Source organism: Rhodococcus sp. 05-2255-3B1 (assembly GCF_002258545.1).
Classification (GTDB): domain Bacteria; phylum Actinomycetota; class Actinomycetes; order Mycobacteriales; family Mycobacteriaceae; genus Rhodococcoides.
Genome location: NZ_NOZC01000021.1, coordinates 191024 through 204183 on the forward strand (window position 1 = coordinate 191024; position 13160 = coordinate 204183).

General features: G+C 65.8%; 16 protein-coding genes. 12 read left to right on the forward strand and 4 right to left on the reverse strand.

Annotated features, from left to right (window positions below):
- The first annotated feature begins 8 nt into the window (after positions 1-8).
- Positions 9-785: an NAD-dependent deacylase gene (locus CH249_RS13410; protein WP_082073681.1), complete on the forward strand. Its 777-nt coding sequence runs from the start codon at positions 9-11 to the stop codon at positions 783-785.
- A 157-nt stretch (positions 786-942) separates the two neighbouring features.
- Here the strand turns inward: CH249_RS13410 and CH249_RS13415 are convergent, their stop codons facing one another.
- Entirely contained in the window at positions 943-1323 is a 381-nt protein-coding gene (locus CH249_RS13415; RefSeq protein ID WP_235387093.1) for a YafY family protein, read from the reverse strand.
- A gap of 62 nt (positions 1324-1385) precedes the next feature.
- Between CH249_RS13415 and CH249_RS13420 the strand changes: the two genes are divergently transcribed.
- The 3 genes from CH249_RS13420 (at position 1386) to CH249_RS13430 (ending at position 4546) form a co-directional block, all read left to right on the forward strand.
- Entirely contained in the window at positions 1386-1775 is a 390-nt protein-coding gene (locus CH249_RS13420) for a hypothetical protein (protein ID WP_032394357.1), read from the forward strand.
- Positions 1776-1842: 67 nt separating this feature from the next.
- Entirely contained in the window at positions 1843-4146 is a 2304-nt protein-coding gene (secA2, locus tag CH249_RS13425; protein WP_094682312.1) for an accessory Sec system translocase SecA2, read from the forward strand.
- Positions 4139-4546, forward strand: a complete 408-nt coding sequence (locus CH249_RS13430; protein ID WP_052049321.1) for an META domain-containing protein — start codon at positions 4139-4141, stop codon at positions 4544-4546. The genes secA2 and CH249_RS13430 overlap by 8 nt, the downstream gene beginning before the upstream one ends.
- A gap of 4 nt (positions 4547-4550) precedes the next feature.
- Here the strand turns inward: CH249_RS13430 and CH249_RS13435 are convergent, their stop codons facing one another.
- The gene (locus CH249_RS13435) at positions 4551-5138 is read right to left on the reverse strand and encodes a TetR/AcrR family transcriptional regulator C-terminal domain-containing protein (RefSeq protein ID WP_032394355.1); all 588 of its coding nucleotides are present in this window, start codon (positions 5136-5138) and stop codon (positions 4551-4553) included.
- 125 nt (positions 5139-5263) lie between these two features.
- Here CH249_RS13435 and bioB point away from each other — a divergent pair, with 125 nt between their 5' ends.
- From bioB to CH249_RS13450, 3 genes are read left to right on the forward strand one after another with little or no spacing between them, the layout of a single operon-like run.
- Positions 5264-6256, forward strand: a complete 993-nt coding sequence (bioB, locus tag CH249_RS13440) for a biotin synthase BioB (protein ID WP_045194949.1) — start codon at positions 5264-5266, stop codon at positions 6254-6256.
- A gap of 22 nt (positions 6257-6278) precedes the next feature.
- The gene (locus CH249_RS13445) at positions 6279-6503 is read left to right on the forward strand and encodes a hypothetical protein (RefSeq protein WP_094682313.1); all 225 of its coding nucleotides are present in this window, start codon (positions 6279-6281) and stop codon (positions 6501-6503) included.
- Between the two features lie 6 nt (positions 6504-6509).
- Entirely contained in the window at positions 6510-7100 is a 591-nt protein-coding gene (locus CH249_RS13450; RefSeq protein WP_045199658.1) for a DUF2567 domain-containing protein, read from the forward strand.
- 10 nt (positions 7101-7110) lie between these two features.
- On the opposite strand, the gene CH249_RS13455 is transcribed toward CH249_RS13450, so the two are convergent.
- Positions 7111-7809 (reverse strand): NUDIX domain-containing protein, encoded by a 699-nt coding sequence (locus tag CH249_RS13455; protein ID WP_032394685.1) that lies wholly within the window; start codon positions 7807-7809, stop codon positions 7111-7113.
- A 79-nt stretch (positions 7810-7888) separates the two neighbouring features.
- Here CH249_RS13455 and nadA point away from each other — a divergent pair, with 79 nt between their 5' ends.
- The 5 genes from nadA (at position 7889) to CH249_RS27880 (ending at position 12043) form a co-directional block, all read left to right on the forward strand.
- Positions 7889-8947: a quinolinate synthase NadA gene (gene nadA / locus CH249_RS13460; protein WP_052049319.1), complete on the forward strand. Its 1059-nt coding sequence runs from the start codon at positions 7889-7891 to the stop codon at positions 8945-8947.
- Entirely contained in the window at positions 8944-10512 is a 1569-nt protein-coding gene (locus tag CH249_RS13465; protein WP_094682314.1) for an L-aspartate oxidase, read from the forward strand. Before nadA ends, CH249_RS13465 begins: the two co-directional genes overlap by 4 nt.
- 1 nt (position 10513) lies before the next feature.
- Positions 10514-11389: a carboxylating nicotinate-nucleotide diphosphorylase gene (nadC, locus tag CH249_RS13470; RefSeq protein WP_094682315.1), complete on the forward strand. Its 876-nt coding sequence runs from the start codon at positions 10514-10516 to the stop codon at positions 11387-11389.
- Positions 11390-11422: 33 nt separating this feature from the next.
- Positions 11423-11797 carry an RNA-binding S4 domain-containing protein gene (locus tag CH249_RS13475; protein WP_032394350.1) on the forward strand — a complete coding sequence of 125 codons (375 nt, stop codon included), beginning with the start codon at positions 11423-11425 and terminating at the stop codon, positions 11795-11797.
- A 99-nt stretch (positions 11798-11896) separates the two neighbouring features.
- Positions 11897-12043: a hypothetical protein gene (locus tag CH249_RS27880; protein ID WP_179273242.1), complete on the forward strand. Its 147-nt coding sequence runs from the start codon at positions 11897-11899 to the stop codon at positions 12041-12043.
- A gap of 49 nt (positions 12044-12092) precedes the next feature.
- Here CH249_RS27880 and CH249_RS13480 read toward each other — a convergent pair.
- On the reverse strand, positions 12093-13160 hold a 1068-nt coding region (locus CH249_RS13480), incomplete at its 5' end, for an HNH endonuclease signature motif containing protein (RefSeq protein WP_256988304.1).

Genomic DNA, 13160 nt, shown 5'->3' on the forward strand with positions numbered 1-13160 from the left:
ATGACTGTGTGACCACTTCCGAGAATTCGTCGCCCGTTTCCGTTCCTGAGCCCGTCGTGGACGCCGCGAGAGGCGCATCGCGGATCACCGTGCTCACCGGTGCAGGCATGTCGGCCGAATCGGGGATCGCAACATTTCGGGACGCCCAGAGCGGGTTGTGGAAGGACTTCGATCCCAAGGACCTCGCCAGCCCCGAGGGGTGGTCGGCCGACAGTGATCTGGTGTGGGGCTGGTATCGGTGGCGGGCCGAATTGGTCCGACGCTCCGAGCCCAACGCCGGACACGTGGCACTCGCGCAATGGCAGCAGCGGGCGCACGTCGACATCGCCACTCAGAATGTCGACGACCTGCACGAGAGGGCGGGGGCCACGGTTCTCTCGCACGTGCACGGGTCACTGTTCGAGCCGTACTGCAGCGATTGTGGAACGCGGGCGCAGTTCGACGATGCCGCGGACGCACCTGCCGAGGCGGACCAGCGGGTTCCGCCGCCGGAGTGCCCGCTGTGCGGTGGGCTGATCAGGCCGGGTGCGGTGTGGTTCGGCGAATCGCTTCCCGAGGCCGCGTGGGAGGCGGCCGAGGAGGCCGTCCGACATGCCGACCTGGTTCTCGTGGTCGGCACGTCCGGAGTTGTGTACCCGTTCGCCGGGCTGCCTGCGATCGCCCGCAGCGCCGGAGCGACGGTGGTGGAGATCAACCCGGTCGAGACCGAGGTCTCGGACATGGCCGATCACCGGTGGCGCACCACGGCTGCGACGGGGCTGCCTGCGTTGGTCGAGCAGTTGTGAAACGGGGGCCTCGCGCCTCCAAGAGCCAGGAACAGTGACAGCTCACCGAACTGCGCAGCGAATCGCCTGTGTCGGGCCGTCTCGATCGTCGGAAATCGCCACAACTGCCGATTGCAACATCCAACGATTGCAGCTCGACGACTACGGCAACCCCGGGTCAGTCGGTGGTCAATGCCTCGACCAGAGCGCTCATTGCCGATGCGGCACTGTCGGTTTCGCTGGGTCCCAGGGCGGCGAGGCTGGCGATGAGTGCTGCTATCTCGGGGGCGGTCAACCGCACCGGCCGGGGCGCGGCGACGCTTGCCAGTCGAGATCCGCCGTGCACACCCGGTACCGCATCGATGGGAACCCCGGACTCACGCAACCGGGCAAGGTCGCGTTCGACGGTGCGCACGGAAACCCCGAGCCGTTGCGCGAGTTCGGGTGAGGTCAACGGCGCAGCCGCCGACCCCAGCCATTCCACGATCCGCTGCTGACGCGCGACGCGGCGCAAGGTGAGTGCGCTGTCGAGCGATCGGGGCGCGTTGTCCTTCGGCACCGTCCGAATTCTTCCCGATTCCCGACACCGCCCTGACGGGATTGGGTCCTACCGTTGTCGATATGACACCTGACACCGAATCGATCGACAGCTTCTTCGCCCGCTACACGGGGTACTTGACCTCGGGCGATCTCGACGGTCTGGCGAATATCTACAACTATCCGGCTCTGGCCGTCACGGCGCGGGGTTGTGCGGCGATCGCCGAGCCGCAGCAGACCCGAGAGTTCTTTCGGCAGGGGCAGACCTACTATCGGTCGCGCGGAATACAGGGGGTGCGGGCGCGCGACATCGTCACCGAGGCGCAGGTGCCGGGTATCTGGGTCGGGCATCTTCTGCTGGAGAACCTCGACTCCGACGGTTCGCCGGTGGGAACCGAGCGCAACGCCTATCAGGTGGTGACGCTGGACGACGGCACGCGTCGGATTGCGGTGACGACCCCGCTCGATGCCTAGAGCTGGGCGGAGCCGCACTCGGTACTGTGGGTGGAAACGGTTCTTCTTTCTCAGGTAGGGATAACAGATGGCTTTGGGCTCCGACCGATTCTGGCGCGTACTCGGCCGCTCGGCGCAGAAGGCGCAGAGCACCTCGCGTCGACGCGTCGACCGGGCTCAGGAGCATGCGGAATGGGCTGCTGCCCTGAGCGCGAGCGAGTTGGCGACCGAGGCGACCGCGCTGCGGGTCGACAATGCCGACCGTCTCGATGTCCCTCGGTACCTGGCGTTGACGCGCGAGGCGAGCGAGCGTGCCCTGAAGCTCCGGCCCTTCGACGTTCAGTTGCACGGTGCCGTGCGATTGCTCGCCGGTGACGTGGTGGAGATGGCAACCGGCGAGGGCAAGACGTTGGCCGGTGCCATCGCTGCCGTCGGATACGTGCTGTCCGGGCGTTCGGTGCACGTGATCTCGGTCAACGACTTTCTCGCGCAACGTGATGCGCAATGGATGCAGCCACTGTTCGAGTCCCTCGGTATCACCGTCGGTTCCATCGGCGAGTCGTCGACCGCATCCGAGCGGCGCGCCGCCTATGCCTGCGACATCACCTATGCCTCGGTCAACGAGATCGGGTTCGACGTTCTGCGTGATCATCTGGTGAACGACCGAAACGATCTGGTGGCACCCGTGCCGGACGTCGCCCTGATCGACGAGGCCGATTCCGTACTGGTCGACGAGGCGCTCGTTCCACTGGTGTTGGCCGGTTCGGTCTCCGGCGACGTCTCGACCTCGACGGTCATGGATGCAGTCCGATTGCTGGACAAGGGAGTTCATTTCGACACCGATGCCGAAGGACGCAACGTGTTCCTCACCGACGAGGGCGCACTGCGGATGGAGAAGGAGCTGGGCGGTATCGACCTGTACTCCGAACATCACGTCGGGACGACATTGGTGGCGGTCAACGTGGCACTGCACGCCCAGGTGCTGGTCCAGCGCGACGTCGACTACATCGTCCGTGACGGACGGGTGCAGTTGATCAACGCCTCGCGTGGCCGGGTGGCCGAACTGCAGCGATGGCCGGATGGATTGCAGGCTGCGGTCGAGATCAAGGAGGGGCTCGCTCCCACCGAGACCGGTGAAATTCTCGACACGATCACCGTGCAGGCGTTGATCAATCGATACGCGACGGTGTGCGGTATGACCGGTACCGCCATGGCGGCGGGGGAGCAGCTTCGCACGTTCTACGGCCTCGGAGTCTCGATCATCGAGCCCAACGTTCCCACGGTGCGCGTCGACGAAGTCGACCGCGTGTACGACACGATCGAGCACAAGAACGCTGCAATTGCGCTGCAGGTGAAGCAGATCCACGAGACCGGTCAGCCGATCCTCATCGGCACCCACGACGTCGCAGAGTCCGAGGCGCTGGCCTCGACGCTCACCGCGTCGGGCGTGGAGGTGGTGGTGCTCAATGCCAAGAACGACGCCGAGGAGGCGGCGGTCATCGCTGCGGCGGGCGTACACGGCGCGGTGACGGTCTCGACGCAGATCGCCGGACGTGGAACCGACATCAAGCTCGGTGGTCCCGACGGCACCGACCGCGAACGGATTGCCGAGCTCGGCGGACTGTTCGTTCTCGGCACCGGTCGCCACACCACCGAGCGACTCGACAATCAGCTCCGAGGACGTGCAGGTAGGCAGGGAGACCCCGGCCGGTCGCTGTTCTTCGGCAGTTGGGAGGACGACGTCGTCAAGAACAACATCGGCGACAAGGATGCCCCGAAAGGCATCGACGAGAGCGGCCTCTTCACCTCGGCTGCTGCGGCCGACCGTGTCGATCATGCGCAACGCATCGCCGAGGGCCAGATGCTCGAAATACATTCGCGCACGTGGCGTTACAACCAGCTGACGGCTCAGCACCGTGAGATCCTCGATCGCCGCCGGGCCACGTTGCTCGACTCCGACGAGGCACTGACGCTGCTCGAGCAGCACGCACCGGCGCGCTCGAAGGAGTTGCGCGAGACCGTGTCCGAGGAAACTCTGATCGAGGTCGCCCGCCAGATCGTCCTGTACCACCTCGATCGGTCGTGGTCGGACTACCTCGCGCACCTCGCCGACGTACGGGAGAGCATTCACCTGCGCGCACTGGGGCGGGAGAACCCGCTGGACGAGTATCACCGGATCGCTGTCGAGGCGTTCAAGACGGTGTCCTCCAAGGCGATGGATCTCTCGCACGCGACGTTCGAGTCGGCCGAGATCACCTCGGAGGGAATCGATCTGGACGAAGCCGGCTTGCGTCGACCGACGTCGACCTGGACGTACATGGTGCACGACAACCCGTTCGCGTCCCGCGGAAATGCCGGTGCGGCCGGTCTGGGGCCGATTTTCGGTGGCTGACGCGCGGCGCGCGTTGCTCGCTCTCGCGTTCGGCGCGAGCGTGGTGGCTTCCGGGTGTGCCGACTCGTACGGCGAATTCCCGGCGGGCAAGACGTACTCGTCCGTCGATGCACCCGACTCCTACACGCCGGTCGCCGGAACGACGGTCAGGCTCGAATTCGTCGACGACCGGATCTCGGCCGAGGCGGGGTGCAACAGGTTGTTCGGCACCGTGGACACCTCGCAGGGCAGGATCACCATCGACTCTCTCGGGTCGACACGCGTGGCCTGCCCGGAGGCGATCATGGAGCAGGACCGGTGGCTGTCGGCATTCCTGACCTCCTCGCCACGGTGGTCGCGGGACGGTGGAACCATGACCCTGGACAACGGGAACGAGCGGATCGTCTTCGCCGAATTCTGATCGATCAGCGGCGGATGCGGTTCACCGCGGTGTGGCGTACCCCGTCGAGAAAGAGTTTCAGTCCGAAATCGAATCTGCTCGTCGGATCTGGACTCTCGAAAAGCGGCGACGCGTCGGGCGTGAGGGCTCCGGCGGAATCCATCTGAAGCCGCGCTTGCTCGTCCACGGTCTGACCGAGGATGTAGTACAGCAATGTGTCGGCGGTGAGTTCCGCGTCGCGTCGCGGCAGTCCTGCTCGAATGCACACGGCGGCAATGCGTTCGCGAATGTGGTTGGTGGTCAGCCTCGAGGCGTAGGTCGCGGCCACCAATTCGGCACCGTCGCGTCGGGAGAGAAGGGCGTCGCGCAGTCGGTGTGCGATCTGAGCGATCTGTGCGTCCCACGAATCCTCGGTGGACGGTGCATCGGCACCCGAGAGTATGTGGTCGGCGATGGCACCGAGCAGCGTCTGTTTGTTGGGGAAGTGCCAGTACAGCGCGCCCGGCTGGACGTGCAGTGACGTCGCCAGACGGCGCATCGTCAGGTCTGCCAGGCCGTACTCGTCGAGAATGGCGATCGCGCCGTCCAGGACGTCCTGCCTGTTCAGTTGCACGTACTTCCCCCTGTCGTTCGACGCCGCGTCGCTTTGACAGTAGCCGAGCGCGGTGCCTAACGTGAACGCCGTTCAACTTGAACGGTGTTCAATTTCGATGCCGTTCGACGACGAGGGGACCCGGAATGGACATTTTGCGCACGGCGCGTACACAGGTGCTCGGCGACGGCATCGCGCTCGATCGATCTCAGGTTCTCGAGGTTCTCGAGCTCGGTGACGACCGTCTCGAGGAGACGATGCTGTTGGCCCACGAGGTGCGGATGAAGTGGTGCGGGCCCGAGGTCGAGGTGGAGGGAATCGTCAGCCTCAAGACCGGCGGGTGCCCCGAGGACTGCCACTTCTGTTCGCAGTCCGGGCTTTTCGCCTCCCCGGTCCGAGCTGCGTGGCTCGATATCCCCTCGCTGGTGGAAGCTGCGAAGCAGACCGCGAAGACCGGAGCGACGGAATTCTGCATCGTCGCCGCGGTACGCGGACCGGACGATCGGTTGCTCGCGCAGGTCGCCGCGGGTATCGAGGCCATTCGGAACGAGGTCGAGATCGATATCGCCTGCTCGTTGGGCATGCTCGATCAGGATCAGGTCGATCGGCTCGCGGCAATGGGTGTGCATCGCTACAACCACAATCTCGAGACCTCTCGCTCGTACTTTCCGAACGTGGTGACCACCCATACCTGGGAGGAGCGGTGGAACACCCTGAAGATGGTGCGCGAGGCAGGCATGGAGGTGTGCTGCGGCGGAATTCTCGGCATGGGGGAGACGCTCGGGCAGCGGGCCGAGTTCGCAGCCGATCTCACCGCACTCGAACCCGACGAGGTGCCCCTGAACTTCCTCAACCCCCGGCCGGGAACCCCGTTCGGAGACCTCGACGTGCTGCCGGCATCGGATGCTCTGCGCGCTGTCGCTGCGTTTCGTCTCGCCCTGCCGCGCACGATTCTCAGGTTCGCCGGCGGCCGCGAGATCACTCTCGGTGATCTGGGTGCGAAGCAGGGAATTCTCGGCGGCATCAATGCGGTCATCGTCGGCAACTACCTGACGACGCTCGGTCGTCCGGCAGAGCAGGACCTCGACCTTCTCGGCGAGCTGCAGATGCCGATCAAAGCGCTCAACTCGACTATCTGATGGGCGTATTAGGGTGGGTCGAATGACGAGCGAGACCCACTACGACCCGTACACCGGCCGGCCTGTCGAATCCCGAGCCGAGATAGGCGCGGATTCGTTGTCGGTCGCCGTCCGGCTCGGGCTGGAGCCGCCGCGGTTCTGCGCGGAATGCGGACGCCGCATGGTGGTCCAGATCGTCCCCGACGGGTGGACATCGCTGTGCTCGCGTCACGGTCTCGTCGACTCGGCCGCGACGGGTAGGCGCTAGGTGGTCATGTCGGACGTTCTCGAAGTCGCACCGCGGACCAGTACCGTTCGTGTGCTGTCGGTGGTTGTCGGAGTCTCGGTGGCAGTGTCGGCTCTGGGCGGGATGTTGTGGGGATTCCTGGCACCGGCGCAGCAGCTGCTCGTGGTGGCGCAGGACCGTGGGGCCGCACTGACCGGTGAGAGTCTGCACCGCTTCGACGGCCTCGCGCTCTTCTCCTTCGTGTCCTTGGCCCTGGGTCTCGTCATCCCGATCGGGTGGTGGCTGTGGAAGTCGGAGCGAGGTCCGCGGCTGTTCGGTGCGATCTTCGTCGGCGCTCTCGCAGGTTCGGTCGCTGCTCTCCTGGTGGGCAACGGGATTGCTGCTCTTCGGTTTCCGAAGGCCGCCGACCCTGCAGTCGGGTCGATCGTCACTGTTGCGCCGAGCATCGACACCCCGCTGGTGCTGATCGTTCAGGCGCTGATGGCATCGCTGGTGATCCTGCTGCTGGCGGCGATGAATCCCAACGACAATCTGCACTACACCGATCCCGAACCGGACGACCTCGATGTCGAGTTCTCCCCGCCGCCGCCGTCGTTCGACTCGAATCGGGTCGACTGACCGCAGCGGTTCACGTCTGCGGTGGGCGCAATGCGGCGAACTCGTCGGTGACTCGAATGCTGTTGTCGGCAAAGCGGAACAGTGCAGGCGGTCGTCCACCTGCCTTGCCCGACGGCGCGCGTCGTCCGGTGGGTTCGATGACACCACGCCTGCTCAGTACGCGCTGCAGATTGGTGGCGTCGACCTGATATCCGAGTGCGGCACCGTAGATCTCGCGCAGCGAGGAGATCGCGAAATCGACCGGCGCGAGTGCGAATCCTATGTTGGTGTACGAGAGTTTCGCGACCAGTCGATGTCTCGCGTGCGCAACAACGGTTCCGTGATCGAACGACATGTGGGGCAGTGCGGAAACCGGGTGCCATGCCGTGTCGGAGGGGAGTGTCGGCTCGGCCGAGATCGGCACCAGGCCCAGGAAGGTCGACGCAATCCGCCGATCTCCCGGCACACGTTCGGGTTCGCTGAAGACGGACAGTTGCTCGAGGTGTGCCACCGAGCGCACGTCGACCTTTTCCGCGAGCTGACGCCGAGCGGAGGTGGCGAGGTTCTCGTCGTCGCGCAGGGTGCCTCCGGGCAGCGACCAGGTCCCGGCCTCTGGATCGAGCGCGCGCTGCCACAGCAGCACCGCCAATTCCGGGGCATCGGGGTCGGAAAAGGTTCGAACTTGGAACACCGCAATGAGGACTTCGTGGACGGTGCTACGATGAATCATGTTTTCGATCATAGGTCGAAAACTCCCTCGGAGGAAATTCGGTCACCGACGACCGGATGATCGGTGAAGGAGAACCGTCATGACCAGCAGCGCTACCCGGGTGAACACCCTGGACTCGGCATTCGCCGGAGTTCGCGACATCGTCGACGGAGCCGGTGGCTACGGGGGAGTCGAGGCGACGCCGGAATGGGCCGCCGAGGTCCGAAGGCTCGCCGATCTGCGTGGTGCGACGCTGCTCGCACACAACTACCAACTGCCTGCGATCCAGGATGTCGCCGATCATGTCGGTGACTCGCTCGCACTCTCGCGCATCGCCGCCGAGGTGTCCGAGGACACGATCGTGTTCTGCGGCGTCCACTTCATGGCCGAGACCGCGAAGATCCTGAGCCCGCAGAAGACGGTCCTCATCCCCGACCAGCGCGCCGGTTGCTCCCTCGCGGATTCCATCACCGCAGAGCAACTCCGCGAATGGAAGGCGGATTTCCCGGAGGCCGTCGTCGTCTCGTACGTCAACACCACCGCCGAGATCAAAGCGCTGACCGACATCTGCTGCACCTCGTCGAACGCCGTCGAGGTGGTCGAGTCGATCGATCCGGGCCGCGACATCCTGTTCCTGCCCGATCAGTTCCTCGGCGCGCACGTCAAGCGCGTCACCGGACGCGAGAACCTGCACATCTGGGCCGGAGAATGCCACGTGCACGCCGGTATCAACGGCGACGAGTTGGCCGAGAAGTCTCGTACCCACCCGGACGCAGAACTGTACGTCCACCCCGAATGCGGCTGCGCCACTTCGGCTCTGTACCTCGCAGGCGAGGGATTCGTACCGGCGGACAAGGTGAAGATTCTCTCCACCGGCGGCATGCTCGACGCTGCGCGCACCACGGCGTCCAAGCAGGTTCTCGTCGCCACCGAGATCGGCATGTTGCATCAGCTGCGGATGGCTGCACCCGAGGTCGACTTCCTCGCCGTGAACGACCGCGCATCGTGCGGCTACATGAAGATGATCACCCCTGCGGCTCTGCTGCGCTGCCTGGTCGAAGGACGCGACGAGGTGCACGTCGACCTCGAGACCGCGCACATCGCGAGCAAGTCGGTGCAGCGGATGATCGAGATCGGCACCCCGGGCGGCGGCGAGTGAATCCATCGGTCGCGTGGGAAACCGCGGCCGATCTGGTCGTCGTCGGCGGTGGAATTGCCGGACTCACCGCGGCGCGCACCGCGACGGCCCGCGGCCTGCGGGTGGTGACCGTCAGCAAGGGGCAGTCCACCGACACCGCAACGCAGTACGCCCAGGGTGGAATTGCGGTCGTCGGTCCCGAGCTCGAGGACTCGATCGAATCGCATGTGGCCGACACCTGTGTTGCCGGTGCCGGTTTGTGCGACGAGGACGCGGTGCGCTCCATCGTGTCCGGCGGACGCGCGGCGATCACCTCGCTCGAGGCTGCGGGCGCGCAGTTCGACCTGGCAGCTGACGGCGAGGTGGCACGGACACGCGAGGGTGGCCACAGCGTTCGTCGCATCGTTCACGCCGGGGGAGATGCGACCGGGGCCGAGGTGCAGCGCACGCTGGACGCGTCGGTGCCCACGGTGCAGTTCGACACGACCGCGGTGCGGGTGCTGACCACCGACGGAGAGGTTGTCGGGCTTCTCGTGCGTGGACCTCGCGGCGTCGGCGTCGTTCATTGCCCGACGGTGCTGCTCGCCACCGGCGGACTGGGGCAGCTCTTCTCGTGCAGCACCAACCCGCCCGGCGCGACGGCCGACGGCATTGCACTCGCACTCGACGCCGGTGCGCGGATCGCGGATCTGGAGTTCGTGCAGTTCCATCCGACGGTTCTGTTCGCCGCCGGGTCGACGGGCCGCCGCCCGTTGATCAGCGAGGCAGTGCGAGGAGAGGGAGCCCGCTTGGTCGACGTCACCGGTCGTGCGTTCATGGCGGAGGTGCACCCGCTCGGTGACCTCGCCCCACGCGACGTGGTGTCCCGCGCCATCGCCGAATTGCTGCACGGCAGCGGTGACGACCACGTACTGCTGGACGCCCGCACGGTCGAACGCGTCCACGAACGGTTCCCGACCGTGACCGCCTCGTGCCTGGAGGCCGGCTTCGATCCGGCGACGGACCTGATTCCGGTGGCACCGGCAGCGCACTATTCGTGCGGGGGCGTGGCGACGGATACGGCCGGACGTACCTCGGTTCCCGGCTTGCTGGCCGCGGGCGAAGTGGCGCGCACCGGCTTGCACGGTGCCAACAGGTTGGCGTCGAACAGTCTGCTCGAGGGTCTCGTCGTCGGTGAGCGTGCGGCCTACGTGGCTGCCGAACGGGTCGGCCGCACCGGCAGCATCTCGGATGTCGCACTGCCCACCTACCGCCGTATCGACCGCGCGGTGCTGCAGCGCACCATGACCGCCGAGGTCGGCGTCGTACGGGATGCAACGGGTCTTGCTGCAGCGCAACGTGTTCTGGAGCACGGCGTGGTATCGGAACCGCCCGTGGATGCGCGCGCGGTCGAGGACGCAGCGTTGACCGCTGCGGCGGAGGTGATCGTGCTGACCGCGTCCGAGCGGCGCGAGAGCAGAGGGTGTCATACCCGACGCGATGCGCCGGAGAGCGATCCGGCGCAGCGCCGCAGTCTGTTCGTCGAACGAGATCTCGATGGACGGTTGACGATAGTGAACGACGATGTGATGACGGGAGCACATTGACATGACCGATTCCCCGAACGAGGTGAACCCGGGCGTCGACCGAGACGAAGTTCTCGCACTGATCAGGACCGCCCTCGACGAGGACCTGCGGTACGGACCCGACATCACCACGCTGGCAACGGTTCCCGAGAACGCCGTCGCCACCGCGTCGGTGGTCTCGCGCCAATTCGGCACGGTGGCCGGAATCGATGTCGGCCTCCTGGTTCTCGACGAGGTGATCGGAAGCGGCGGATACTCCGTCGTGCATCGCATCGAGGACGGATCCGAGGTCGAACAGGGACAGGCCGTTCTGACGGTCGAAGCCCCGACTCGAGGTCTGCTCACTGCCGAACGCACGATGCTCAACATCGTCTGTCATCTTTCGGGAATCGCCACCGCGACGGCCGGCTGGGTCGCCGAGGTCGCCGACACCGAATGCAAGATCCGGGACAGCCGAAAGACGTTGCCGGGACTGCGTTCACTGCAGAAGTACGCCGTTCGCGCCGGCGGGGGCGTCAACCACCGGATGGGTCTGGGAGATGCCGCGCTCATCAAGGACAATCACGTGGCGGCAGCCGGTTCGGTCGTCGCTGCGTTGAACGCAGTGCGGGCCGCGGCTCCCGACATCGCATGCGAGGTCGAGGTAGACAGCCTCGAGCAACTCGACCAGGTACTGGCGGAGAACGTCGAACTGGTTCTGCTGGACAACTTTCCGCTCTGGCAGACACAGATGGCGGTGCAGCGCCGAGACACGTTCGCGCCGCAGACGAAGCTGGAATCCTCGGGTGGCCTGACCGTCGACGTGGCACGGGACTACGCGCGTACGGGGGTCGACTTCCTTGCGGTTGGCGGTCTGACACACTCGGTGACAGTGCTCGACCTCGGCCTGGACATGTAGTCGAGCCTCGCAATGTGAGGAATTCTTTCGAAGATGGAAGTTCAGAGCGTCCGCCTCGACAGTTGGATCTGGGCGGTTCGGTTGTTCAAGACGCGGTCTGCCGCGGCTGCTGCCTGCCGCGGCGGGCACGTCCGCGTCAACGGAACTCCCGCCAAACCCGGGCATCGCATCGGCCCGGACGACGAGATCAGACTGCGGGCCGACGGAGTCGAGAAGATCGTCGTCGTGGTGCGGGCCATCACCAAACGAGTAGGCGCAGCGGTCGTTCCCGAGTGCTTGATCGATCGCAGTCCGCCGCCGCCACCGAAAGAAGTTCTGGCTTCCGTACCGAGGCGTGATCGAGGGGCAGGCAGGCCCACCAAGCGCGATCGTCGTGAAATCGACAGACTGCGAGGTTTGGGCCTCTAGTGTGCTGAGCTCACATCCGTTACCTTGGGTAAGGAGAAGAAGTTCGTACGTGACAAGGTGTGGCATGAACTCCGTCCTGTGGACTCCACGTTCGCAGCAGTGTATTTCCTGACAGCAGCGCTGCTGCACGTTCTGTTTCCGGCCATCGAAGCTTCCCTCACCATCGCAGCTTCACTGCTGGTGATACTGGTGGGGCTCGGAATCGCGGTTCTGATTCGCCATCGACAGCGTCATCCGGCCCGCTGATTCGGGCCGGTTCGACGGCAGGGCTGTGCCCTGACGGTGATATGGGTCGTCAGGCGGGTTGTCGTGGTTCCTCGTAACCGGTTTCGTCGTGATTGTCGGGTGGGTAGAGGACTTCTTCTGGGTGGTGGGCGTGGTTGATGAGTCCGCGCCGCTTGGGGTCCATCCCCGCCGGTGGGTGCCACAGGGTGCGGCCCGGGTACCGGTGTCCTGCTCCGGTTTTGGTGGTGGCCCATTTGCCGGGGCCGGTGCCGACGAGTGCGTGGTGCATGTCGCAGCCGAAGGTGAGGGAGTCGATGTCGGTGTAGCCGCCGGTGTTCCAGTCGGTGACGTGGTGGGCTTGGCACCAGGTCGCCGGGCGGGTGCAGGAGGGGAAGCTGCAGCCGCGGTCGCGGGCGATGAGCACGATGCGTTGGTCGGCGGAGGCGATGCGTTTGGAGCGGCCGAGGTAGAGGGCTCGGCCGTGGTCGTCGAAGATCGTCAGGTAGTGGTGGGCGTGGGAGGCCATGCGGATCGCGTCGCGGATCGACACCCGTGATCCGGTGGCGGTCATGGCGTAGCCGCAGCCGGCTTCGAGGTCTTTGAGGGTCATGGTGACGATGGCGGTGACGGGTAGGCCTCGGTGGGTGCCGAGGGTGCCGGAGGCGAGGGTGTGTCGGAGCGCGAGTTTGAGGGCGTCGTGTTGGCGTTCGCGTTGGGTGCGGGTATCCCGCGCGGCGGCAGCGTCGCGTGCTGCAGCCTTACCCAGCGCTTCGTCGCCGTCGGTATCGGCATCGACTGTGTCGTCGGGCTCAGCTGTGCCCTCTGGTTCGATGGTGCCGTCGGGCCCTGTGCCGCAACCACAGTCGAGGCCGTCACCGCACCGGCCGTCACCGTCGCAGGGATCGTCGCCGTCGAATGAACCGTCGTTCCACAGTCCCGCATCGCTCCACAGTCCCTGATCGCTCGTCGAACGGTCGTCCGGCTCCGGTGGCGGTGGGGTGTCGGTATCGCAGACGCCACCCGGTGTGGGCGAATCCGGTTCGGCTGCTGCAGGATCGGGACGCGCACCGTCGCTCGCAGCGGCAGGGCTCGTGCTGTCCTTGCCGCCGGTCTCGTCGTGGATGATCGATGTCGGGGG